A 23,827-nucleotide genomic window follows, 5' to 3' on the forward strand; every position below is an offset into this window, starting at 1 on the left:
CGTGACGGAGGTTCGAATGAAGAAGGTCCTGATGCTGCACGGCATCAATCACAACATGTTCGGCAAGCGCGATCCGGTCCAATACGGCACCATCACGCTGGCCGAGATCGATGCACGCCTGCAGGCCTTGGGTGTTGAGCTGGGCGCGCGGGTGGAGTCCTTCCAGACGAACAGCGAAGCGCAGATGTGCGAACGCATCCATCGTGCTTTCGAAGAGAGGCAGGATGCCGTCCTGATCAACGCAGGCGCCTGGACGCACTATAGCTACGGAATCCGTGATGCCCTCGCCATCCTCGTTTGCCCGGTCGTCGAACTGCATATGTCCAATATCCATGCGCGCGAGCCGTTCAGGCATCAGTCGGTTTTCGCGGAAATCGTCAAGGGGCAGATTAGTGGATTTGGAATACAGAGCTATCTCCTCGCTTTACGCGCGGCTGTCGCGGAGGTGGATACGAAATAAGCAGTCGAGGCGTTCAACCGGCCCGCTATCGGTCGGGCAAAAGCCCTACATTTATTTCCGGCGATGCCGTTATCGCAGCTAGTGGCAATTTTTTCCAGCTTCGAACGGCTCACCGCAATCGCCAGACTATCCCCGATGCCTTCGCCGAAAGGCCCTGATGTCGCGACGGTTGAACCGGGCACATTCATAAGAATCTTACCGTGTCTGTTTCCATTTCCAACGGAAAGCTGGCTGTGTGGGCTGGCCGACATTCCTTGATCGTCGGCGTCCTGGGTACTTTGATGGCACTCGCGGTGACAGCGATCAGCCTCGCCACGCTCCTGGCCGCGAGGAACCAGGCACTGGACCATGCACACGACACATCTGGAAACGTTACCTCCGTCCTCGTCAGCAACATCGAGCGGACCTTTGAAACGTCCGACAACGCCCTTCTGGCATTGATTGCAGCCTGGCAGAATCCTGCTGTGCAAAGCATGGACTCCGCAGATCGGCATAAAATTTTCTTTAACAGCACCTCAGCCAGGTACTTGACGGGTGCGGGCGTTACAGACAGTAGAGGCTCGTTAATCGATGGCTGCTGCGGGAATACCCATCACTGGAATTTTAGTGACCGGGACTATTTCGTGGTTCACCGAGAGTCGCCAAACGCGGGGCTTTATCTGTCATCACCTTACCGTGCACGGTCGAGAAGCGGAGTCGAAGCCATTGCGTTGTCCAGACGGATCAATCAGCCCGATGGCTCATTCGGCGGTGTCGTCATGGTGGCGATCGATCTTGCGTATTTCCGTCAGCTGCTTTCAAAGCTTGATGTAGGCCCTCACGGAGTAACTGCCGTTGTCCGTACCGACGGTACGGTAATAGCGAGAAATCCCCCCCTCAGCACGGCTCAGACGATCAAATCGGCGACTTTTTTCTCGCGTATGGTGAACCACGATTCCGGTTTCTACGCTGCGCGATCGTCTATCGACGGAACAGTTCGCTTATATACATTTCAGCGTATTCCCGGCACGCCCCTCATCGCCGTCGTCGCACCTGCGGAAATCGATATATTGGCCAGCTCCAGACGCATGACCTGGATGGTCGGCGTCTCTACTGCAACCATCGGCATTGCGTTCTGCGTAGTGGTATGGCTGCTTGCGTTTGCGCTGCGGGAGCATGTGAAAACACAGGTCCTGCTGACTGAGCTTACCCAGACAGACTCGCTGACTGGTGTCAGAAACCGCCGTGCCCTTGATGAGTTTCTGGAAAACGAGTGGGAGAGGCTTCGTCGCAACGAGAGCTGCCTGTCGGTGCTTTTCATCGATGCCGATCATTTCAAGCAATACAACGATACTTACGGCCACGCACAAGGCGACCTCGCCTTAAAACATCTTGCTACGTGTATCAGACGGCATGCGTGCCGCCGCGGTGACCTTGCAGCGCGGTACGGCGGCGAAGAATTCGTCGTTGTATTGCCCGACACCGATGAAACTGGAGCGGTGCAGGTCGCTGAAGCGATACGCCACGAGGTCGAAACCGGGCCGATCCACCTTTCCGAATCGCTGGCACGGTTTACGGTGAGCATCGGCTGCGCTACTGGCCGACGTGCGTATCCTCGATCGCTTGCTGAGCTGACAAAAAAGGCGGATTCCGCGCTGTATGCGGCTAAACGCGGCGGCAGAAACGCTGTTGTGCTTGGTTGAGCAAGCAACGGAGCGTGCTGCGCACTCTTCCCGATCTGCATGTGGTACTGGCGCGCGGCATGCGGCCTGGCAGGCCGTCACGCGAGACAGCGCGATTGAAACCTGGCCGCATCTCTACGGCTGGTAATTCGCCGCTCTAGCGAGTCGCGCTGATGAGCGCGCCACATAAAATGCTGCGCAAGGCACGCCAAACGCAGTTTTCGTACTCTTTTCAAATTTTTTTCGAGCGTCGCAGTGTGACATCGCTCACGTAACATAAGCCTCTATCGGGCCGTATAGCGCCCGTAAAATCTTGCTGATCCGTGGGCTCTTCGAGCCGACCGCAAGCATCTCGACACCAGCAGGCTCAAGACGGATTAATCGAGGACAAACAGATGGTACGGGCTGCACGAGGATACGCTGCCACTTCAGCGACGACGCCGTTAAGTCTGTTCGACTTCGAGCGCCGCAGCCTCCGAAACGATGATGTCGTGATCGAGGTGTTGTATTGCGGTGTTTGTCATTCGGATCTGCATACCACGCGCAACAATTGGGGCAACGCCAAATATCCCATCGTGCCGGGTCATGAGATCGTAGGAAGGGTCAAGGAGCTTGGCGCCGAAGCGACGCGTTTCAAGGTAGGGGACCATGTAGGCGTGGGTTGCATGGTCGATTCCTGCCAGCATTGCAAGACATGCCGCAATGGCTTTGAACAGTATTGCGAAAGCGGCGCGACCTCAACCTACAACAATACCGACCGGCACGATCAGTCCCGCACGCAAGGCGGCTATTCCGACCAGATCATCGTGTCGGAAAAGTTCGTCCTCAGAATGCCGGATAACCTGGATCTCAAGGGCGCGGCACCGTTGTTGTGTGCCGGCATCACCACGTATTCGCCGTTGCGTCACTGGCATGTCGGCAAGGGGTCGCGGGTTGCCGTCATCGGACTCGGTGGACTCGGTCATATGGCCATCAAGCTGGCCAGCGCAATGGGCGCGGACGTGACCTTGATCACGCGATCGGCGGGCAAGGAAACGGATGCCCGCGCGCTGGGCGCCCGTGATGTCGTGCTGTCGAGCGATGTCGAACAGATGGCGGCGGCAAAAAGCCGCTTTGATCTGATCATCGACACCATTCCGTATCAACACGACCTCAACCCTTATGTCGCCACGCTCGATTCCGGCGGCACGCTGGTGCTGGTGGGATATTTCGGTCCCGTCGAACCGGCGCTGAACTCTTCACCGATGGTCTCCAAACGCAAAACTGTGGCGGGCTCGTTCATCGGCGGCATTGCAGAAACGCAGGAAATGCTCGATTTTTGCGGCAAGCATGGCATCACTTGCGAAATAGAAATGATCGATATCCAACAGGTCAACGAAGCCTTCGACCGGATGCTCAAAAGCGACGTTAAATATCGGTTTGTGATTGATCTTGGCTCGCTGAAGTCCGAGATCTGAAGTCCATGATTGGCAAGGAAATCCAATGAACAATAATTGTGCCGTGAACGCTACGCCTTCAACGCAAGCGCTTCACTATCGAGACTTCACTGCGGCGGATATTCCGACGGCTCATACTCTGTCGATGGCATGTAGCTGGCCGCACCGGCCAGAGGACTGGCAGTTCGCCGCTGAGCAGGGAACGGGATTTGCCGCCGAAGAAAACGGCGTGGTGATTGGCACGGGGTTGTGCTGGAAATACGGCACGGAGCGCGGCTCGCTCGGTCTCGTGATCGTGTCGCCGGAACATCAGGGACGCGGCATTGGCCGCAAGCTGATGGAGTTGTTACTCGAAGAATTGGGACCGCGCATTACGTTCCTGCACGCCACGCCGGCAGGTCGTCCGCTCTACGAAAAGCTCGGCTTCAACGTGTGCGATACGCTCGAACAGTTTCAGGGCAACGTCGGCGAAACCCTGCCTGTCACGCTGCCCGACGGTGAACGGCTGCGTCCCGCGACTACCGCCGATTTCCCTGCGCTCATCGAACTCGCGACGCGCGCTTCGGGCCTTGAACGAAAAACGATGCTATCCGCGCTGCTGGAAATGGGCGAAAACGTGGTGCTCGAACGTGACAGCGAGATCATTGGCTTCTCGAATCTTCGACCCTTCGGCCGAGGTCTGGTGATCGGTCCGATGGTCGCGATGCGTTCACCCGACGATCTTCGTGCGAAAGCCTTGATCGGCTATTGGCTGAACAGCCGCAAAGGTCAATTCATTCGAATCGACGTGCCCACGGGCTCGAGTCTGGCCGACTGGCTGGTTGCACAAGGATTGAAGTGCGTCGATAGCATAGTGAAGATGGTCCGCAACGCACCCGCCGTCGCGCATCAAGGCGCCCCCGATCCGGTCTACCGGTTGTACGGGCTCGTTAGCCAGGCGATGTTCTAGGCGTTGCGACAAGCAGACTTGCCGACAGACGATCACCCGACACGCGACTCACGAAGGAGCTTTCACAGATGCGCGTACCGTTGACCCGCATTGATACCACCCCGACGCTGCCCGATAGCGCCGACGTCGTCGTGATTGGCGCGGGCATTGTCGGCGTATTCACAGCGTGGTTTCTCGCGAAGCGCGGCGTCAAAGTCGCGCTGATCGAAAAAGGCATGGTAGGCGGCGAGCAATCCAGCCGGAACTGGGGCTGGTGCCGGCAACAGAACCGCGATGCGCGCGAATTGCCGATTGCGACCGAAAGCCTGCGACTGTGGCAGCAGTTCGAAGACGAATCCGGCGAATCGGCCGGCTTTCGCCGCAGCGGCCTGCTGTATCTGAGCAATGACGACGACGAACTCGGCGGATGGACGCGCTGGTGCGATTTCGCCCGCACAGCGGGCGTCAAAACCGAAGTGCTCGGCAGCAAACAGGCCAACGAGCGGGCTGCCGCAACCGGGCGCACCTGGAAAGGCGGCGTGTTCGCGCCGACCGACGGCACGGCCGACCCGGCCAACGCCGCTCCGGCTGTGGCACGCAGCATCATCAAGCTCGGCGGCACGGTTCATCAGAACTGCGCGGCGCGTGGAATCGAAACCGAGGGCGGCAGAGTCAGCGGCGTCGTGACCGAGCACGGCGTGATCCGCACGAAGACCGCGGTCCTGTCGGGCGGCGCATGGGCCTCGACGTTTTGCCGGCAGCTCGGCATCCGCCTGCCCCAGGCGACCATTCGCTCGTCGGTCATGTCCGTGTCGCTGCCACGCGGCACGTTACCGGACGCGCTGCACACGAAAAACATCACCATCACGCGACGTGGCGACGACGCCTATTCGCTAGCTATCAGCGGATTGGGGAAGTTCGACCCCACGTTGCAAAAATTTCGCTATGCCAAAGACTTTCTGCCGATGTTCGCGCGCCGCTGGCAAAGCCTCAGTGCCGGCGGTCTGGAAGGCGTGCGCTCGGGCCATGAAGGCATGACCCGCTGGCCGCTCGATCAGCCGACGCCGATGGAAAAGATGCGCGTGCTGGACCCCAGCGTCGATGAAGCCACGCTCACCGAGATTCGCAGGCGTGCCATCGATCTGTGTCCGGTGATCGGCGAAGGACGCGTGGCCGCCTCATGGGCCGGCTATATCGACATGACGCCTGACGGCATCCCCGCAATCGGCGAAACGCAGTCGCTGCCCGGCTTCGTGCTGGCTGCGGGCCTGAGTGGCCACGGATTCGGCATCGGGCCGGGATGCGGTCATCTCGTGGCGGATATGGTCACCGGCGAGACGCCGATCGTCGACCCCGAGCCTTATCGTCCCGAGCGGTTCGACAGATCGGTGTGGGGCAAGGTCGCCGACTTCTGACAACGATTTCGACTTCTATTTGCGCGCTTTCGCCTGCCGGAAGCGCACGGTATCGACGCAAGGACAAGCAGCAATGAAATCACCCGTTCTTCATTTGATGCAGGCTGGCCATCTGGACCGCTTCTTTATTGACGGCGAATGGATCGCGCCTGTCGGCACGGAACGCGCCGCCGTGGTCTGCCCTTCCACCGAAGAGACGCTCTGCGACATTCCGTTAGGGAACGCCGGCTACGTCGACCGCGCCGTGCAGGCCGCGCGTAAAGCATTCGTGAGCTGGTCGGCGACGTCGCCCAAAGAGCGCGCCGCGCTACTCGACCGCGTTCATGCTCTCTTCCTCGAACGAGCCGAACTGTTCGCGCTTGCCCTGTCGATGGAAATGGGCGCGCCAATCAACTACGCGCGCGGTGCCCATGTGCCGCTCGCGGCCGAACATATCCGCGTCGCACGCGACAACCTCGCCACGTACCCGTTCGTCGCACAGCGCGGCACCACCGCCATCGCCCGCGAACCGATCGGCGTGTGCGCGCTCATCACGCCGTGGAACTGGCCGATCTATCAGATCACCGCGAAAGTCGGGCCGGCATTGGCTGCCGGCTGCACCGTCGTCCTCAAGCCCAGCGAACTGTCGCCGTTGAGCGCCCTGCTGTTTGCCGAGGTCATCGCCGATGCGGACATTCCGGCGGGCGTGTTCAACCTCGTGAGCGGCACGGGCCCGGAGGTGGGGACGGCGCTGTCGTCCCATCCTCAGGTCGATATGGTGTCGATCACCGGTTCGACGCGAGCGGGCGTGCTGGTCGCCCAGGCGGCCGCGCCGACGGTCAAGCGCGTTGCCCAGGAACTCGGCGGCAAGTCGCCCAACATCGTGTTGCCTGATGCCGATCTGCCGCGTGCGGTCGCGCTCGGCGTAGCGGCTGCGTTTCGCAACATGGGGCAGTCATGCAGCGCGCCGACGCGCCTGATCGTCCCGCGCGGCGTCATGGCCCAGGTGGATGAACTCGCCGTGGCGGCGACGAAACAGATGATTGTCGGCGATCCGTTCGCCGAGGCGACGACCCACGGTCCACTAGCGAATCGCGCGCAGTTCAGCCGGGTGCAGCAGATGATCGAAACGGGCGTGGACGACGGCACGAAGCTGATCGTGGGCGGTCCAGGCAGACCCGCCGGTTTGAACCAGGGCTTCTATGCGCGCCCGACAATCTTCTCGGATGTACGCACGGACATGCCCATTGCCCAGCAGGAGATCTTCGGGCCGGTCCTCGCGATCCTCGCGTATGACACGGTGGAAGAAGCCATCACCATCGCGAACGACACCGTGTACGGCCTTGGCGCGCATGTCCAGGGCACGGACAAGACGCTGATGCGCCAGGTCGCCGCACGCATCGAGTCAGGCCAGGTACATCTGAACTACCCGGCGTGGGACCCGCAGGCTCCGTTCGGCGGCTACAAGCAATCCGGCAACGGTCGCGAGTACGGGATCGAAGGAATGGAAGAGTACATGGAAGTGAAGTCGATCCTCGGATACTACAATTAAGCGATCGCAAGACGTCACGCAGTGACGTCGACAACCTGACGCTGTCAGCTTTCGAAAAGGTGCTGAGATTGGAAACCGCCGAGATTCCCGAGACATCGCTAACCGCGCATCAGCCGCATTGGGCAAAGTTGCGCCGCGACCTTCATGCACATCCCGAGTTGCGCTTCGAAGAACACAGGACGGCCGACGTCGTCGCGCGTGAGCTTCAGGAACTCGGTTATACGGTATCGCGCGGACTGGGCGGAACTGGCGTCGTGGCAAGCTTGCCGGGCGCGAATCCGGATTGGGGCATCGTGCTCCGTGCGGACATGGATGCGTTGCCCATCCACGAAGCCAACGATTTCACGCACGCGTCGTGCACGCACGGGATCATGCACGCGTGCGGGCACGACGGCCACACGGTGATGCTGCTCGGCGCCGCGCGCATTCTGAAAGGCATGCCGCAATTACCCGGCAGCGTTCATTTCGTGTTTCAGCCGGGAGAAGAAGGCGGCGCGGGCGCGCGAAAGATGATCGACGATGGTCTGTTCGAGCAATATCCCACCGAGGCTGTGTTCGGCATGCACAACTGGCCCGGATTGCCAGGTGGGCATTTCGGCTTGCGGGTCGGCCCGATCATGGCGGCCGGTTCGCGCTTCAGGATTACGGTCACAGGCAAAGGCGCTCACGCGGCACAGCCGCATCTCGGCCTCGATCCTATCCCGCTGGCCTGTTCGATGGTGCTGCACTGCCAGACCATCGCAGCGCGACACAAGGACCCTGTCGATCCCGCCGTGATCTCCGTCTGCATGATCCACGCGGGCGACACCGACAACGTCATTCCGGATAGCGCCGAGTTGCGCGGAACGATACGTACGCTTTCATCAGAACTTCAGCAGAAATTGCAGCGCGACATCCAGTTGATGTGCGAAGGGCTGGCGGCCGCTCACGGCGCTCAGGTCGAAGTCACGTTCTTCCAGTACTATCCGGCGACCATCAACACGCGGGCCGAGACCCAACTCTGCGAAGCCGTGATTCGCGAGACTTTCGGCGATGAACGTACGCACGCCGACGTGCCGGCCAACATGACATCGGAAGACTTCGGCTTCATGCTGGAAGAGCGGCCCGGCACGTATGTGCTGATCGGGAATGCCCATGCCGGCACGGCCGCGCCGGGTTTGCACAATCCGAAATACGACTTCAACGACGCCATCATTCCAGCGGGTGTTCAATACTGGATTACGTTGGCACGGCAATACTTCCAGACTCGTCAGCCTGAGAGGCCAGTTTAAGAAAACGGCTGTGGTGCAAACTGAGCAGGCGGGCGAAAAATCGCTCTTTTTTCGGGTCCGGCTTGCTCATTGGCTCGTGATCGTCAAAAGCTCGAGGCTAACAGCCCGGCGCATCGGAATTGCACCGCATCCCGGCCGCTTCCCACTGCCGTTTCGTGGCCTGAGCGCTGGCCCCTGATGCTCACTACCCCGCGCGAGTGAACGGCCAACGCGCCGAAGCGCCCAACGCGGCGCCGATTGATAAACAGAAAGCATCAATCGTTCAGAAGATTGCACTTATCGTTTTGCCGTCCAAGGGCCAATATTCCTGAAAGGACAAAAAGCGGACCACCGCATCGTCCGGGATTTTCAGGAGACACATCGATGCACCCCTCGCCCTCTACCCTTTCGCCGGCACGTTCAAAGGCTGCGGCGGTTTTCCGCGTAACGGCCGGAAACTTTCTTGAGCAGTTCGACTTCTTTCTGTTTGGCTTCTATGCGACCCAGATCGCCAACGTCTTTTTTCCGGCCGCGAGCGAATTTGCCTCGCTGATGATGACGTTCGCGGTCTTCGGCGCCGGTTTTCTGATGCGGCCGCTGGGCGCAATCGTACTCGGCGCTTACATCGACGACGTCGGCCGCCGCAAGGGCCTGATCGTGACGCTCTCGATCATGGCGACCGGCACCATCCTGATCGCGTTCGTACCGGGCTACGCGACCATTGGCCTTGTGGCGCCCGCGCTGGTGCTGATCGGGCGGCTTTTGCAGGGCTTCTCCGCCGGTGCGGAACTGGGCGGCGTCTCCGTGTATCTGGCCGAGATGGCCACACCCGGCCGCAAGGGCTTTTTCACAAGCTGGCAGTCCGCGAGCCAGCAGGTGGCGATCGTCGTGGCCGCAGCCCTTGGCTTCGCGCTCAACCAGTCGCTGAACGCCGCCAGCATCGCGGCGTGGGGATGGCGCGTACCGTTCTTCGTCGGCTGCATGATTGTGCCGTTCATCTTCATGCTGCGTCGTAACTTGCAGGAGACCGAGGAATTCAAGGCCCGCCAGCATCGCCCGAGCATGAAGGAGGTTTTGCGCACGCTGGTCGAGAACTGGGCCGTCGTGATTGCAGGCATGATGCTGGTGGCGATGACCACCGCGAGCTTCTATCTCATCACGGTCTACGCACCGACTTTCGGCAAGACGGTCCTGCACCTGAGCACCGCCGATAGTTTGCTCGTGACGCTGTGTGTCGCCGTATCGAACTTCGTGTGGCTGCCGATCGGCGGAGCCCTCTCCGACAGGATCGGCCGCCGGCCGCTCCTCGTCGCCATGACGCTGCTCGCCATCTTGACCGCATACCCGGCATTGTCGTTTCTCGCTCACGCGCCGAGCTTCGTCAACATGCTGCTCGCACTCCTTTGGCTCTCGTTCATGTACGGCATCTATAACGGCGCGATGGTCGTCGCGCTTACGGAAGTGATGCCGGCGCAGGTACGCGTCGCGGGCTTCTCGCTCGCCTATAGCCTCGCGACGGCGGTATTCGGCGGTTTCACACCGGCGATCTCCACGGCACTCATCCACATGACCGGCGACAAGGCCGCGCCCGGCTACTGGATGAGCTTCGCCGCCGCGTGCGCCCTTCTTGCGACATTCGCACTGTATCGCCGCCGCGCGGCGACGCTGACTCCCGCGCACTAGTTCGTATCTCGTTCTGCATGCTTCCAGACACACGCAATCCGACACGACTCCCATCATGAAAAAACTGTTTCTGAAATTTTGCGCGGCAACGCTCGTTGCTACCTCGGCCGCGGCGGCAAACGTGCAGGCCGCCGACCTGCACGTCATGAGCTCAGGTGGTTTTACCGCGGCGTACAAGGCGCTCGGTCCCAAGTTCGCGTCCGAGACGGGCAACACACTGGACACCGCGCTGGGTCCGTCAATGGGCAAATCACCTGAAGCGATTCCCAACAGGCTTGCACGCGGCGAACCCGCGGATGCCGTCATCATGGTTGGATACGCACTTGGCGATTTGATCAAGGAAGGCAAGGTCATCCCTGGATCACGGGTCGAACTGGCGGATTCGCGCATCGGCATGGTCGTGCGCGAAGGCGCGATGAAGCCTGATATCAGCTCCGCAGACGGGCTCCGGCAGACCCTGCTGCATGCGAAGTCGATCGCCTACTCGGACAGCGCAAGCGGTGTCTATATCGAGCGGGAGTTGTTCAAGAAACTCGGCATCGAAGATCAGGTCAAGTCGAAGGCGAAGATGATCCCGCGCATTCCAGTCGCCTCGGTAGTGGCGAACGGCGACTACGAAATCGGCTTCCAGCAGGTGAGCGAGTTGCTGCCCGTCAAGGGGGCGACCTTCGTCGGGAAGATTCCCGAATCCCTGCAGTCGGTCACGCGTTTCGCCGCTGGCATTCCTGTCGGTGCACAGCATCCGAAGGAAGCGAAAGCCCTCCTCGACTATCTCGCTTCGCCTGCCGTACAGACAGAAGTGAAATCGAGCGGGCTCGACACCGTCTCCTCTCATTGACGAGAACCTGACGAAGGCTTGCTTCAGGCGCCTTCCTGTCAGGTCCGCGGGGTATTTCTCGCGGGGACGTCCGCGCCGCCTGGCGCTATCGCCCCGAGCATCTGCGCGAGACGCGTACGATCGCAAGCCCCTTCCCACATTGAAACGAAGATCACTGCGCAGGCGTTGCTGATCACGCTCGTCAGGGCGCGCGCCTCGGACATGAAACGGTCGATGCCTACCAAAAGCGCCACTCCCGCTACGGGCAAATCGGGAATCACCGTCAGCGTCGCGACCAGCGCCACGAGTCCGCTACCTGACACGCCAGCCGCCCCCTTTGAAGTGAGCAGCATAACCGCGAGCATTATCGCGATCCGCGGCGCGGTAAGCGGCACGTCGCACGCCTGCGCGATGAACACCGAGGCGAGTGTCAAATAGATCGCGGTGCCGTCGAGATTGAACGAATAGCCGGCGGGCAGCACAAGTCCCACGACCCCCTTGTCGCAGCCGAGCGCCTCCAGCTTCGCGATCAGGCGCGGCAGCACCGGCTCCGTCGACGACGTCGCGAGAACGATCAGCAACTCCTCGCGCATGTAGCGCAGGAGCCGCCAAAGCGCGAAACCGTGGAGCTGCGCGAGCGGGGCGAGCACCAGCGCAACGAACAGCAGGCACGCCACGTAGAAGGACACCATCAGCATGCCGAGTGAGCCGACCGAGCGGATGCCGAAGTGGGCCACCGTGAACGCCATCGCGCCGAATGCGCCGAGCGGCGCCAGTCGCATGATCATCGCGAGGATACGGAAGAGGGTCTGGGCGATGCCGTCGATAAGGGCGAGCACCGGCCTGCCCGCCTTCGGATAGGCATTTAGCGAAAAGCCGAAGAGCAGCGAGAGAAGCAGCACTGGCAACACCTCGCCCTTGTCGAAGGCGCCAAGCATCGTCTCGGGGATGACGTTCAGCGCAAATGCGACCAGGCCGCGCGGCTGCGCGTGCTTGCCATATTGCGCGAGGATACTTGTGTCGAGATGCTGCGCGTCGATGTGCATACCCGCGCCGGGGCGGAGCACGAAAGCGGTGACAAGGCCTAGTGCGAGCGCCACGGCGGTCAGCAAATAGAAGAGCGCCAGCGCCTGAAAGATAGTCCGCGCGATTGCCTTCCCGCTCGCAAGCGACGTGATGCCCGAGACGATAGTGCAGAAAACGATCGGCGCAATCATCATCCTCACCAGACCGACGAACGCGTCGCTGAAAGGTCTGAGCCGCGCACCAACTTCAGGCAGGAAATGACCGAGCGCGATGCCGAGCACCACGCCCAGCAGGACCTGCACATAGAGTGAACGAAGCGGTCTCGCCGCCCTCACGATGCGGTCTTCCTGCCTGGCTGCGTTTTCGCCGACGCGTCATTGTCCGACGCGTCGTTGTTTGCGACGCCGCCGCGCCTCATCTCGACAATGGCTTTGTGGAACTCCCGCGCGGCCGGTGTAAGCGGACGTCCGCGGCGTGTCACGATTCCCACCCGCCGCTTCACCACCGGTTCGACGAGCGGCACACTTGTGAGGATGGGATGTTCGCGCCCGGGCATGGCCATCGACGGTACCGCGGCGACACCCAGCCCCGCTTCGATCAAGCCGAGCATGGTGGTGACGTGGCGCGTCTCGCAGACGCTCGGCGCACGCGGCGCTACGGCCGAGAGCGCCTGGTCGAGCAGAAGGCGGTTGCCGGAAGTCTTATCCAGGGAAACGTACTGGTGCTCGTAAAGCTCGTTCCAGGTCACGCGCTTCTTGAGCGCGAGCGGATGGTCACGACGGCAAGCGGCAACGAAGCGCTCCTGCAGCAGCACCTTGAACTCAACCTCGGACTCCTGGCTACCCATAAAACTCACGCCGAAATCGGCCTCACCGCTGATGACGGCGCCAAGCACCTCGTTCGCGCTCGAATCCAGCAGCTTGACCCTGATGCGCGGAAAGCGGCGATGATAGCTCGCGATGACGTTTGGCAGAAAATAGTAGGCGACCGAAGGCACGCAGGCGATCGTCACATGACCCAGTCGGCTGGAAGAAACATCGCGGATGCCGAGCAGGGCGACGTCGAGATCATTGAGCAGTTGTTCCGCGCTCGGGGCGAACACACGGCCAACGGTGGTAAGCGTGACACTGCGCGTGGTGCGCTCGAAAAGACGCACACCGAGTGCTTCCTCGAGCTTTTCGATGCGGCGGCTCAAGGCCGGCTGCGAGATGCTGACCGCCTCGGCGGCCTTGCGGAAGCTCCCCAGCTCCACCACCGCGCGAAACGCCTGCAAATCATTCAAATCGAAGTTAACGCCCACGAACCGCCCTCCACATTCTCGATGCGGACATTTTGCCTGACGCAGCTCATAGCGCCCATCGTGGACTACCCGGTTCGCCCGGCCCTGCGGCGGTACTGCTGACGTGAGGCGCTCGCGGCACCGGCAAGACCGGCGAGCGCGGATGCACGTCATTGATCGCGAGCCTCCGATGCGAGTACAGCAACACCGTCAACGGCCCGCACGCCCTCGCCTGCAGGCAACTCGAAAAGCGGCTTGGATTTCTGCTTCGACAATGGGCCCGCCGAGCCGCATCGCCATTTGCGCAAAGGCGACGATTGCGGTCACGAGGGCAACGCTACCCGTCGAGCAGCGGCCACGTTTGCAGTTCATGAATCGTCTTGAGTGGGTCATCGCGCGGCAACGGCGCTCAGATAAAGAGGAGCCGCATCGTCGTGTCCTCGCACAACTACGCGGTGACGCGGCCGTGCCGAGATATAAAGCCAGTGGCCTTGCACGCGCCGCGTTGCGCCAAAATCCGACGACATCGTCTGTCCGTTAATGGCTCCGCCACGACGCAGGACAACCTTGATTGCGATTGCAGGCCAAAATTCGTTTGCCACTTCGATTTCGAAGCACGCGAGTCGCAGGCCAGATTGACTTGCGAGCCGCGCGCCATGAACTTCTTACAATCTCTTTATTATCAATCACCTAGCCTGCGCCCTTTGGACAGCTATGGTTTGCGAGCCACCACAGGCCTGGCGTGCTTTCAGCACCTGTTTAAAGAAGCGCGATCACCCGCACGTCGCCCTGCTCCGCCGAGGCCACGACCTTATCGCCGATGCGGCGGAACGTGATCGATACCGAGGCATCGCCCACCCGCAGGTCGCCCACTTCGAGCCAGTCGATGCCTTCGGGCAGCATCGGCTGCTCGATCAGCACTTCGCGCCGCTCGGCGTCGATCGTGATGCCCAGACACGCTTCGAGCATCATGAACGGCGAGCCCGCTGCCCATGCCTGCGGCAGACAGGCGACCGGATACGCGGTGGGCGGCTCGCCGCGCCGCCGTGGGAAGCCGCAGAAGAGTTCAGGCAAGCGCATGTCGAAGTTGACCGCCGCCTGAAACAGCGCCTGCAACAGACGCACCGCCGCCGCCTTGCCGCCGTAGCGCGACAGGCCGCGCGCGCACAGCGCGTTGTCGTGCGGCCAGACTGAGCCGTTGTGATACGCCATGGGGTTGAAACGGGACTGGCTTGCGGCCAGCGTGCGCACGCCCCAGCCCGTGTGGAACAGCGTGGAGTCGAGCGCGCGCACCACCGATTCGCCACGCTCGCGCGAAGGCAGACCGAAGGCCAGCAAGTGTCCCGCGTTCGAGGCCATTACGCGGCACAGGTCACCGTGTCCGTCGAGCGCGATGCCGTAGAAGCCGGCCTCTTCCATCCAGTATTTTTCTTCGACGCACTGGCGGATTTTCTTCGCACGCTCGCTGTATTGCGCCGCGGCGTCATGCAGGCCGCGCAGCTTTGCGAAGTGCGCCATGGTGTCAAAGGCGGCGCTCGCATAGGCCTGCACTTCGACGAGCGCAATCGGGCCGTCGGGGAAGCGGCCGTCGGCGTGAAAGACGGAGTCGTGGCTGTCCTTCCAGCCTTGATTCGCGAGACCGCCGTCCGATTCGCGCTGATAGTCCAGCAGGCCGTAACGGTTCTTGTCGCACACGCCCGCGACCCACTGCGCCGCGCGCTCCAGCGCCGGCCACAATTCGTCGATCAATGCGAGGTCGGCTGTGCGTGCCGCATAGGCGCCGGCCAGCACGATGAACAACGGCGTGGTGTCGACGCCGCCGTAGTACAACGCGAACGGCACTTCGCCGGTGGCGGCCATTTCGCCCTTGCGCATCTCGTGCATGATCTTGCCGGGCGCGGCGTCGCGAAACGGCGAGTTCTCGCGCGCCTGATGTTCGGCGAGAAAGCGCAATACGCCCGAAGCCAATTGCGGCTGCAGCCACAGCGTTTGCAGCGACGTGATGACGGCGTCGCGGCCGAACGGCGTGGAGAACCACGGAATGCCGGCATACGGATACGGGCCGGTCACGAGGTCCGTGGTCAGGAGGCCAAGGTCGGCGAGCGAGCGGTCGATCCATGCATTGAAAAGCGGATTGCTGGAACGCACGCGCGCGGTGACGCGGCGGCGCTCGCGCATCACGAGGTGGGCGTCGACGAGCGCGGCGCGCACAGCCGCGCGGCCGACGCGCGGACGCTCGGCGTCGATCTGCGACAGGTGCGCTTCGCTCAATGCATGCGTGGGCTGCGAGACGCCGGCAATCGGCTTGTCCGTCTGCGCCACGACCTCCACCGACACCGACAGATAGATCGACACGCACGCCTGAGCCGGCAGCTTGACGGTGTAATCGGCGCGGTCGGCGAACAGTTTGTCCGGTTCGGGCGAGAAAGCGATCCGCACATTGCGCGCTACGTCGTCGAGGCCCACATAGCCGAGCAGCACTTCCCGATTCTCGACGCGCGCCGGTTCGACGCGGCCCTGCTTTTCGCGCTTCAGGCCGCGCACTTCGAACATGTCGCGAAAGTCGCTGGCGAACGATATGGACAGCGGCACCACGGCGTCGCTCGTGCCGTAGTTGGTGAGTTCGATGGCTTCGTTGAGCACGGTGCCCGACAGCACCCGCACGCGCTCGACGTGAATGACGCCCTCGGGCGTGCTGTCACCGCCGAGCGGCGGCAACGGACGATTGGTCAGATGCGCGGTGAATGACGTGTTGTCGCTGCTGACACTGCCTGACAACAGCGAAGGCGCGCGTCCGCCGAAAGTAAGGCGCAGTTGCGAGAGAACACGGGTGTCGTTGACGAACAGGCCGTCGTCGTGGCCGGTGATGTCGCCAAGCGGATCGTTGACGATGAAGGTGTCGCCCGACTTCAGCACATGCTGAGTGGCGCTCGCCACATTGAGGTTTTCTGTCGGGATGAATACGCCGTCCGGCTCGGGTTCGCGGTGATCGATTCCGCCCGAAAGGCCGCCGAGGGCTTCTGGCTGCTGCATCAGGGTCACTCCTATGGGTTCGCTGCTGCGTTCACGCTGTTGCGTTCGGTCTACATCCGGTTGTTACCTGAGTCGCTTCCGATTGTAGAGGGTCTGTCCGCATCAGACGAACTTATCACAGGGGAGTTTCGGTTTTTTTTCAGTGGCACAGGACGTGCAGAGGAAGGGCGCGGCGCTCCTCGTGAGAGCGCCGCGCGGGCGTCGTGCGGGTGAGCGCCCCGACGCTTTAGCGCTTCGCCAGCGGCGTGGCTTCGCGTTGCGATTCGCCGACGAACAGCTGACGCGGGCGGCCGATCTTCTGTTCCGGATCGGCGATCATTTCGTTCCACTGCGCAATCCAGCCGACCGTACGCGCCATCGCGAAGATACACGTGAACATGGCCGTCGGAATACCGAGCGCGCGCTGCACGATACCCGAATAGAAGTCGACGTTCGGGTAGAGCTTGCGCGACACGAAGTATTCATCTTCCAGCGCGATCTTTTCGAGCGCCATGGCGAGCTTGAACAGCGGGTCGTCGTGCAGGCCCAACTCTTCCAGCACTTCGTGGCAGGTCTCGCGCATCAGCTTCGCGCGCGGATCGTAGTTCTTGTAGACGCGGTGACCGAAGCCCATCAGCTTCACGCCGGAATCCTTGTCTTTCACCTTCGCGATGATTTCGGGGATGTTGTCCACCGAGCCGATTTCCTCCAGCATGTTCAGCGCAGCTTCATTCGCGCCGCCGTGCGCCGGGCCCCACAAACATGCGATACCGGCCGCGATACACGCGAACGGATTCGCGCCCGACGAACCGGCGAGACGCACGGTCGAGGTCGATGCATTCTGTTCGTGGTCCGCATGGAGGATCAGGATGCGGTCCAGCGCGCGCACCAGCACGTCGTTGACCTTGTACTCTTGCGCCGGGCTCGAGAACATCATGCGCATGAAATTCGCGCTGTACGACAGGTCATTCTTCGGATAAACGAACGGCTGACCCACGGTGTATTTGTACGCCATCGCCACCAGCGTGGGCAGCTTCGCGATCATGCGGATGGCAGAGATATCACGGTGCAGCGGATTGCCGATGTCGAGCGAGTCGTGATAGAACGCCGACAGCGCGCCGACCGCGGCGACCAGAATCGCCATCGGGTGCGCGTCGCGACGGAAACCGCGGAAGAAGAAGTGCATCTGATCGTGCACCATAGTGTGCTGCGTAACGGTCTTGACGAACTCTTCCTTCTGCTGCGCGTTCGGCAATTCGCCCTTCAGCAGCAGGTAGCAGGTTTCGAGGAAGTCGGCGTTCTGCGCCAGATTGTCGATCGGATAACCGCGGTACAGCAGCTCGCCTTTGTCGCCGTCGATATAGGTGATTTCGGAGTTGCATGCCGCCGTCGACATGAAGCCCGGGTCGTACGTGAACTTGCCGGTCTGGCCGTACAGCTTGCGGATGTCGATCACATCCGGGCCGAGCGTGCCCTGATAAATCGGCAAATCAATAGTCTGGTCGCTGTCGGAAAAGCTCAGCGTTGCGTGTGTCTTCGAGTTCATCTACACGTTCCTTTTACTTTCACATCGCACACGTGCCGGCATGCTCGATCGTCGTAAGCGCTTTGGCATGCTCAGGCTCCGCTCGGCATTCTAAGGTCCCGCGGCCTTCCTATTGCGACGATTGACCGCAACAATGCATCTCGGCTGGCGCAACATTCGTTGCCGGCATTTCCTCCTACAAGGCTCGGCGTCGCGAGGATACCGGCTGCGCGCCGGCCTGCACGCACTGCCAGCAAAATGAAAGCTGAGCACTTACTGCAACAATGTTTTGCGACAGTCAGGCTGCGAAGGCAAGGAGGCATCTGCGATACTGCATTCGTGTTTTGCTTCCCCTGCGAACACATCGCTGTGTTTGGCCCGCCGTCCTGCGGCGGGCTTTTTTAATCAGCCAGAAGAACAGGAAGGACCACATGAACGCCTCGCTCGAAACGCTGTTTCCGGATCACGTCCACACCGACGAGAACATCGTCACCGCGCTGAATCACCAGGACATTGTCGTCGCACTCTCGGCAGCGCTGAAGACGCAAGACGTGGCGGTGTTGCATATGCTTTACCCGCGTACCGACGCGCGCACGCATCGCAGTCTCGATGCGCTCGTGGACGTGCTGCACGGCCACGGCCTGCATGAAGTCGCGGATCTGATCGCGCAGGAAGCGCACTATCTGCTGTTCAAAGACCCCGTGAAAGCGTGGAAAGCGTTCCACGAAATTCGCAACGACTCGCTCGCGATCGGCGTGCATCTGTACTACCACGGCCTCGTTGGCGAAGCGGCGGAACGCGCGCTCGATAAAGACGCGCATCGCAAGGCATGAGATCGAGCGTTTGAAGGGTTGCCGGGATCGAGCCAGCTTGCGGATCATCATCGCGAGCGCGAGCCACCCGGCGCGGTGCTGTCGTGCATTGATTGCACGTTTATTACGCGCTCATTGCGTTCGCTGCCCGCTCACTGAACGAATGAATTCGTCGACGTAGCGATTGAACGCCGACGGATGCGCGAGGTTCATTCCGTGCGATGCGCCGCGCACCGTTTCGCGGCGCGCATCCGGCAGCCAGTTTTGCAGCGCGGCCGCGGTACGGCGAAACATCTCGGGACTCTTTTCTCCGTCGATCAGCAGAACCGGGCAGCGCACCTCGGCGGCTTGCTCGGGAACATAGGCGGGCAACGGATCGCGGAATTGACGCGCGAGGGTGTGCGCGTTGTCGGTCGCCATTCTGCGAAAACCGGGCGTGCTCATTGCCCAGAATCCGGGCCGGCTCACCGAGTCGACGAACAACTGCAGGCCGGCCTCCACTTCCCCGCTTTCAATCAGGTGCGCCGCTTTCGCGCGCAACGCATTGACCGTCTCCGGCAAACTCGCGGGCGGACGTCCGGCAATCTGCAACGGACCGCCCGGGTCGGCGAGCGTCAACGTCCGCACGTGTTCAGGATGACGCCGCGCGAAATGAAACGCCACGCAACCTCCGCGCGAATGTCCCACCACGTGCGCCGGCCCCGCGCCGAAGCGCTCGATGAATTCCGCCACTTCGTTCGCGTGCTCGCTCCAGCTGAACGGCAGGCCGGGCTCGGCATCGGTATCGGCCGCCGGCCAGTAGTGCGTAAGACTCACCGCGACACAACGATAGTGCTTCGACAGGCCCGCGAGTTGCGGTTGCCAGTAGCGGTAGTCGCACAACGAACCGTGCACGAACAGCAGCAACTCACCCTCGCCGGCTTCCACGTAAGGCATGCGCAAACCGCTTCGCAGTTCGATGAAAGATGCCGAAGAAGACGAAGCGCGCACAGATTGGTTCACGAGTAGTTACGGGCAGCGCGGCAACGCCTGACTGCGACGCTGTCGGCTCGACATGGAATGGGGTAAAGGAAACGCGTACACGTCCCTGAATTTGGGACGCGAAGCGTATTGTCACATAGCCGGTCGATCGGCGTAGCAGCCTGCTTCAGCGGCTGGACGCGAGCATGGCGATGGCAGCAGCGCCGCAAGCGCCGCGCGCAAAATCATTCGTAAGCGAATTCGTCCAGCAGGCCGGCGGTGGCCGCCGTGCCCGCGCCGCGCACCGCGCAGGTCAGCGGTTCATCGGCGACGCGCACGTCGAGGCCGATTTCGTCCGTCAGGCGGCGGCTCAGGTTGCCGAGCAGCGCACCGCCGCCGGTCAGCACGATGCCGCTGTTGGCGATATCGGTCACCAGTTCGGCCGGCGCCTCTTCGAGCCCGCGTTTGACCGCGCCGATCATCTGACGCAGCGGACCTTCGATCGCATCGGCGATATCGTGGTTGCTCAGTTGAACCGTGCGCGGCATGCCGTCGTCGACGCTGCGGCCGGTCGCGTTCATATGCTCGCGCGGCACGTCGCGCATGGCCGAGCCGATGCTTTTCTTGACGTGCTCAGCGGTCTGTTCGCCGAGCAGCACGCCGTACAGATTGCGCACGTAGTTCACGATCGCCATGTCGAAGCTGTCGCCGCCCACGCGGATCGAGCCGCTATACGCCATGCCGCCCAGCGCGATCACGCCGACTTCCGTCGTGCCGCCGCCGATATCGACCACCATCGAACCGGTCGCCTCCGACACCGGCAAACCGGCGCCGACCGCCGACGCCAGCGATTCGCCGATCAGGCTCACCTTCCACGCGCCGGCCGCCACGGCCGCTTCCTTGATCGCGCGGCGCTCGACGTGGGTCGCTCCGGCCGGCACGCACAAGGTGAACGCGGCACGGCGGCTGAACAGCGGCCGAGGGCGCGCCATCTCGACGAATTGCTTGATCATGTGTTCGGCGGCGGAGAAGTTGGCGATCACGCCGTGGCGCATCGGCCGCACCGCTTCGAGGTTGGTCGGCGCGCGGCCCAGCATCTGGCGCGCCTGGGTGCCGACCGCGGCGACGCGTTTTGGCCGGTCGGCGGTGTCTTTCTGGAAGCACACGACGGACGGCTGATTCAGCACGATGCCGCCGTCGTCGGTATAGATCAGGGTATTGGCCGTGCCGAGGTCCACCGTCACGGATTGACGGAACAAGCGGTCGAAAAGCGGGTAATGCGGCGTCGGTCTGGCCATAGGAAGGCTCTGATGTGTCGTTATCCGCCCGTACCGGGCAGTCTGGAAAATGCGCCCCCGGTCACCCGAGCCGCTTGGGCCGCCCTGTCAGGCGTTCCGCGGTCCGCGCGGCGGGGGTGATTTTCATGCTTATGAGCAATTAACGGCAAGCAGATCAGAATCTTTAGCGCCGCTTTTCGATCGGAGCGTGTCAGCCGCGCGACAACGCGCCCAGCGCGTGCTCCAGCGCCTCCTGGCCGAGCGCGACGCCGTCGGCGTTGATCGTGTGGCCAATGCCGGGCAGCGCATAGGCGTCGACCGTATAGCCGGCGCTGTTGAAGGCGTCGGCGGCGGATTCGAGTTCCTGCACGGGGATCACTTCGTCGTCCTCGCCGTGGATCAGCGTGAGCGCCGTGCCGTTTTGCGCGACGATCACCGAGGCGAGCCGCCCCGAATATGCGACCACGCCGGCCGCGCCTTCCGCGCTGGTCGCCACGTGGTGCATCGCCATGATCGAGCCTTGCGAGAATCCGACCAGCGCCAGGCGCCCGAACGACACCTGCCAGTGCGCGAGTTCGGTTTCGAGCATGCGTCGCAACGCCGGATAGGCCGCGGCGACGCGTGCCTCGCGATTGCCTTCGTTGACGTCGCGCAGGCTGAACCACTGGCGTCCGCCGAAGCCGCCGTCGAAGGCGTCCGTGCCGTCGAGCGAGGTGAAGGCCACATCGGGCAGGCTCTCGCTCCAGATGTCCGCCAGCGGCATCAGATCGCGCGCATTGCTGCCGACGCCATGCATCAGCACCACCAGCCCTTTGGCAGGCGCGCTCACCGGTGCGCGCCGCCAGCCGTGTTCGAATTGCTCCCAGGCCATATTCGTTCCTTTTCTCTCTTGATTCGTGGATGGTCGTCCCGCACGCGCGGATGCACGGCGTCGTCATGGATGGCGCCGTGCGCTGCGTACAGCCTCAGCCGCGAGCATACGCTGCCGGATTTGTTTTCGCCCCCGCCTTGCACGCGCCGACGACGTCCAAACGTGAATACAGGTATGCTTTTGCGAGCATTCAGCGGACCTGCGGCCCGGCGCATCGCACCGGCATGAAATACAACCTTAACGCAGCCCGTCCGCGGCACACCGATCCGGAGAACCGCTTGAGCCAGCCCACTTCCGCGCCCGCCGCGCCGCCGCCCGCCCCACCGCCGCCGCTGAAGGGCGGCCAACTGGTGCTCGCCACGATTGCCGTCGCGCTCGCCACCTTCATGAATGTGCTGGACACGTCGATCGCGAACGTTGCCATTCCAACCATTTCGGGCAACCTGGGCGTCTCGGTGGATGAAGGCACGTGGGTCATCACCGTGTTCGCCGCGGCCAATGCCGTGTCGATCCCGCTCACCGGCTGGCTCACGCAACGCATCGGCCAGGTGAAGCTGTTCGTCGGCGCGATCCTGATGTTCGTGCTGGCATCGTGGTTGTGCGGCATTGCGCCGACCCTGCCGATCCTGCTGCTTGCGCGGATCTTCCAGGGCGCCGTGGCCGGCCCGCTGATTCCGCTGTCGCAAGCCATTCTGCTCGGCTCGTATCCGAAGGAGAAATCCTCGACCGCGCTTTCCTTGTGGGCGATGACCGCGACCGTCGGCCCGATTGCGGGCCCGGCGCTGGGCGGCTGGATCACGGATAGTTACAGCTGGTCATGGATCTTCTACATCAACATTCCGGTCGGCATTTTCGCGGCCGGCGTCACGTGGATGATCTATCGGACCCGCGAGTCGCCGACCCGCAAGCCGCCCATCGACGTGGTCGGTCTCGGTCTGCTGATCACGTGGGTCGCCTCGCTGCAGATCATGCTGGACAAGGGCAAGGATCTCGACTGGTTCTCGTCGCCGGTGATCGTGATTCTCGGCATCACCGCGCTCATCAGCTTCGCGTTCTTCCTCGTGTGGGAATTGACCGAGGACAATCCGATCGTCGATTTGCGGCTGTTTCAGCAGCGCAATTTTCTCGGCGGCACGATTGCGATTTCGGTCGCGTATGGCGTGTTCTTCGGCAATCTCGTGCTGCTGCCGCAATGGATGCAGGAGTATCTGAATTACCGCTCCGTCGACGCCGGTCTCGTCACCGCCCCGCTCGGCATATTTGCGGTGATCCTCGCGCCGGTAATGGGCCGCGTGCTGCCGCGCTCGGACGCGCGCGTGATCGCCACGATGGCATTTGTCGGCTTCGCGATCGTGTTTTACATGCGCTCGAAGTATGTGATCGAGATCGACACGTGGCATCTGGTCCTACCGACGCTGCTGCAAGGCATTCCGATGGCGTTGTTCTTCGTGCCGCTGACCGCGATCATCCTGTCCGGCCAGCCGCCGGGCAAGATTCCCGCGGCGGCGGGTCTGTCTAATTTCGCCCGCGTATTTTGCGGCGCGGTGGGCACCTCGATCGCCGGCAACGAATGGAACAACCGCACCGTGCTGCATCACGCGCGGCTCACCGAGCAGGCCTCCATCAACAACCCGACATTCAATCAGCAGATCGATTCGACCCAGTCGCTGCTGCAGCTGAATCCGCAATCGGCCCATGCGTTGTTCGATTTCACCGTGAACACGCAGGCGGCCATGATGGGCCTGAACGATATCTTTTTCGTCTCGGCAGTCATCTTCATTCTGATCATTCCGCTGATCTGGATTACGCGGCCGGCCAAGGGCGGTGGCGGCCCGGACGCGGCCGGCGCGCATTGAGCGCGACGGTGTCTTTGAGGCTGCCTCG

18 protein-coding genes are annotated in these 23,827 nt (G+C 62.2%); 11 read left to right on the forward strand and 7 right to left on the reverse strand.

Translation table 11 applies throughout. The features are described 5' to 3' along the window. Positions 1–16 precede the first annotated feature (16 nt). From aroQ to B0G75_RS09980, 9 genes are all read left to right on the forward strand, one after another. Positions 17–460, forward strand: a complete 444-nt coding sequence (gene aroQ / locus B0G75_RS09940) for a type II 3-dehydroquinate dehydratase (protein WP_106303954.1) — start codon at positions 17–19, stop codon at positions 458–460. 200 nt (positions 461–660) lie between these two features. Continuing rightward, the gene (locus B0G75_RS09945; RefSeq protein ID WP_106303957.1) at positions 661–2,142 is read left to right on the forward strand and encodes a sensor domain-containing diguanylate cyclase; all 1,482 of its coding nucleotides are present in this window, start codon (positions 661–663) and stop codon (positions 2,140–2,142) included. 374 nt (positions 2,143–2,516) lie between these two features. Further along, positions 2,517–3,578 (forward strand): NAD(P)-dependent alcohol dehydrogenase, encoded by a 1,062-nt coding sequence (locus B0G75_RS09950; protein WP_106303960.1) that lies wholly within the window; start codon positions 2,517–2,519, stop codon positions 3,576–3,578. Between the two features lie 25 nt (positions 3,579–3,603). Further along, positions 3,604–4,506: a GNAT family N-acetyltransferase gene (locus tag B0G75_RS09955; RefSeq protein ID WP_106303963.1), complete on the forward strand. Its 903-nt coding sequence runs from the start codon at positions 3,604–3,606 to the stop codon at positions 4,504–4,506. Positions 4,507–4,574: 68 nt separating this feature from the next. Beyond that, positions 4,575–5,900: an FAD-binding oxidoreductase gene (locus tag B0G75_RS09960; RefSeq protein ID WP_106303966.1), complete on the forward strand. Its 1,326-nt coding sequence runs from the start codon at positions 4,575–4,577 to the stop codon at positions 5,898–5,900. A 73-nt stretch (positions 5,901–5,973) separates the two neighbouring features. Next, entirely contained in the window at positions 5,974–7,431 is a 1,458-nt protein-coding gene (locus tag B0G75_RS09965) for an aldehyde dehydrogenase family protein (protein WP_106303969.1), read from the forward strand. A 68-nt stretch (positions 7,432–7,499) separates the two neighbouring features. Beyond that, on the forward strand, positions 7,500–8,702 hold the full coding sequence (locus tag B0G75_RS09970; protein WP_106303972.1) for a M20 aminoacylase family protein: 1,203 nt from the start codon (positions 7,500–7,502) through the stop codon (positions 8,700–8,702). Positions 8,703–9,065: 363 nt separating this feature from the next. Further along, entirely contained in the window at positions 9,066–10,364 is a 1,299-nt protein-coding gene (locus B0G75_RS09975; protein WP_106303975.1) for an MFS transporter, read from the forward strand. A 55-nt stretch (positions 10,365–10,419) separates the two neighbouring features. Continuing rightward, positions 10,420–11,202 (forward strand): substrate-binding domain-containing protein, encoded by a 783-nt coding sequence (locus B0G75_RS09980; RefSeq protein ID WP_106303978.1) that lies wholly within the window; start codon positions 10,420–10,422, stop codon positions 11,200–11,202. Between the two features lie 38 nt (positions 11,203–11,240). Here B0G75_RS09980 and dctA read toward each other — a convergent pair whose 3' ends face one another. The 4 genes from dctA to gltA all read right to left on the reverse strand — a co-directional run bounded on the left by dctA (position 11,241) and on the right by gltA (position 18,044). Then, positions 11,241–12,542: a C4-dicarboxylate transporter DctA gene (dctA, locus tag B0G75_RS09985; protein ID WP_106303981.1), complete on the reverse strand. Its 1,302-nt coding sequence runs from the start codon at positions 12,540–12,542 to the stop codon at positions 11,241–11,243. Next, a complete protein-coding gene (locus tag B0G75_RS09990; RefSeq protein ID WP_106303984.1) occupies positions 12,539–13,507 on the reverse strand; it encodes a LysR family transcriptional regulator in 969 nt (322 codons plus the stop codon). Before B0G75_RS09990 ends, dctA begins: the two co-directional genes overlap by 4 nt. Before the next feature lie 738 nt (positions 13,508–14,245). Then, positions 14,246–16,519: an amylo-alpha-1,6-glucosidase gene (locus B0G75_RS10000; protein ID WP_106303987.1), complete on the reverse strand. Its 2,274-nt coding sequence runs from the start codon at positions 16,517–16,519 to the stop codon at positions 14,246–14,248. A gap of 226 nt (positions 16,520–16,745) precedes the next feature. Beyond that, the gene (gene gltA / locus B0G75_RS10005; protein ID WP_106303990.1) at positions 16,746–18,044 is read right to left on the reverse strand and encodes a citrate synthase; all 1,299 of its coding nucleotides are present in this window, start codon (positions 18,042–18,044) and stop codon (positions 16,746–16,748) included. Positions 18,045–18,454: 410 nt separating this feature from the next. On the opposite strand from gltA, the gene B0G75_RS10010 reads away from it, so the two are divergent. Next, complete coding sequence (locus tag B0G75_RS10010; protein ID WP_012427389.1) at positions 18,455–18,856, forward strand: hypothetical protein; 402 nt, start codon at positions 18,455–18,457, stop codon at positions 18,854–18,856. Positions 18,857–18,967: 111 nt separating this feature from the next. On the opposite strand, the gene B0G75_RS10015 is transcribed toward B0G75_RS10010, so the two are convergent. From B0G75_RS10015 to B0G75_RS10025, 3 genes are all read right to left on the reverse strand, one after another. Continuing rightward, positions 18,968–19,771: an alpha/beta fold hydrolase gene (locus B0G75_RS10015; RefSeq protein WP_106303993.1), complete on the reverse strand. Its 804-nt coding sequence runs from the start codon at positions 19,769–19,771 to the stop codon at positions 18,968–18,970. Positions 19,772–20,040: 269 nt separating this feature from the next. Continuing rightward, positions 20,041–21,093, reverse strand: coding sequence for a rod shape-determining protein (locus B0G75_RS10020; RefSeq protein WP_106303996.1), 1,053 nt, complete (start codon positions 21,091–21,093; stop codon positions 20,041–20,043). 190 nt (positions 21,094–21,283) lie between these two features. Then, complete coding sequence (locus B0G75_RS10025; protein ID WP_106303999.1) at positions 21,284–21,943, reverse strand: alpha/beta hydrolase; 660 nt, start codon at positions 21,941–21,943, stop codon at positions 21,284–21,286. A gap of 224 nt (positions 21,944–22,167) precedes the next feature. On the opposite strand from B0G75_RS10025, the gene B0G75_RS10030 reads away from it, so the two are divergent. Continuing rightward, positions 22,168–23,799 (forward strand): DHA2 family efflux MFS transporter permease subunit, encoded by a 1,632-nt coding sequence (locus tag B0G75_RS10030; RefSeq protein ID WP_374956883.1) that lies wholly within the window; start codon positions 22,168–22,170, stop codon positions 23,797–23,799. Positions 23,800–23,827 lie beyond the last annotated feature (28 nt).

Origin of the sequence: Paraburkholderia sp. BL18I3N2, assembly GCF_003001875.1 — a bacterium.
Taxonomy (GTDB): domain Bacteria; phylum Pseudomonadota; class Gammaproteobacteria; order Burkholderiales; family Burkholderiaceae; genus Paraburkholderia; species Paraburkholderia phytofirmans.

What these genes read in the sequence shown, in the direction of transcription:
- aroQ (WP_106303954.1), top strand. Translation starts at nt 17, where the DNA reads ATGAAGAAGGTCCTGATGCTGCACGGCATCAATCACAACATGTTCGGC.
- B0G75_RS09950 (WP_106303960.1), top strand. Translation starts at nt 2,517, where the DNA reads ATGGTACGGGCTGCACGAGGATACGCTGCCACTTCAGCGACGACGCCG.
- B0G75_RS09955 (WP_106303963.1), top strand. Translation starts at nt 3,604, where the DNA reads ATGAACAATAATTGTGCCGTGAACGCTACGCCTTCAACGCAAGCGCTT.
- B0G75_RS09960 (WP_106303966.1), top strand. Translation starts at nt 4,575, where the DNA reads ATGCGCGTACCGTTGACCCGCATTGATACCACCCCGACGCTGCCCGAT.
- B0G75_RS09965 (WP_106303969.1), top strand. Translation starts at nt 5,974, where the DNA reads ATGAAATCACCCGTTCTTCATTTGATGCAGGCTGGCCATCTGGACCGC.
- B0G75_RS09975 (WP_106303975.1), top strand. Translation starts at nt 9,066, where the DNA reads ATGCACCCCTCGCCCTCTACCCTTTCGCCGGCACGTTCAAAGGCTGCG.
- B0G75_RS09980 (WP_106303978.1), top strand. Translation starts at nt 10,420, where the DNA reads ATGAAAAAACTGTTTCTGAAATTTTGCGCGGCAACGCTCGTTGCTACC.
- B0G75_RS10000 (WP_106303987.1), bottom strand. Translation starts at nt 16,519, where the DNA reads ATGCAGCAGCCAGAAGCCCTCGGCGGCCTTTCGGGCGGAATCGATCAC.
- gltA (WP_106303990.1), bottom strand. Translation starts at nt 18,044, where the DNA reads ATGAACTCGAAGACACACGCAACGCTGAGCTTTTCCGACAGCGACCAG.
- B0G75_RS10010 (WP_012427389.1), top strand. Translation starts at nt 18,455, where the DNA reads ATGAACGCCTCGCTCGAAACGCTGTTTCCGGATCACGTCCACACCGAC.
- B0G75_RS10015 (WP_106303993.1), bottom strand. Translation starts at nt 19,771, where the DNA reads ATGCCTTACGTGGAAGCCGGCGAGGGTGAGTTGCTGCTGTTCGTGCAC.
- B0G75_RS10020 (WP_106303996.1), bottom strand. Translation starts at nt 21,093, where the DNA reads ATGGCCAGACCGACGCCGCATTACCCGCTTTTCGACCGCTTGTTCCGT.
- B0G75_RS10025 (WP_106303999.1), bottom strand. Translation starts at nt 21,943, where the DNA reads ATGGCCTGGGAGCAATTCGAACACGGCTGGCGGCGCGCACCGGTGAGC.
- B0G75_RS10030 (WP_374956883.1), top strand. Translation starts at nt 22,168, where the DNA reads ATGAAATACAACCTTAACGCAGCCCGTCCGCGGCACACCGATCCGGAG.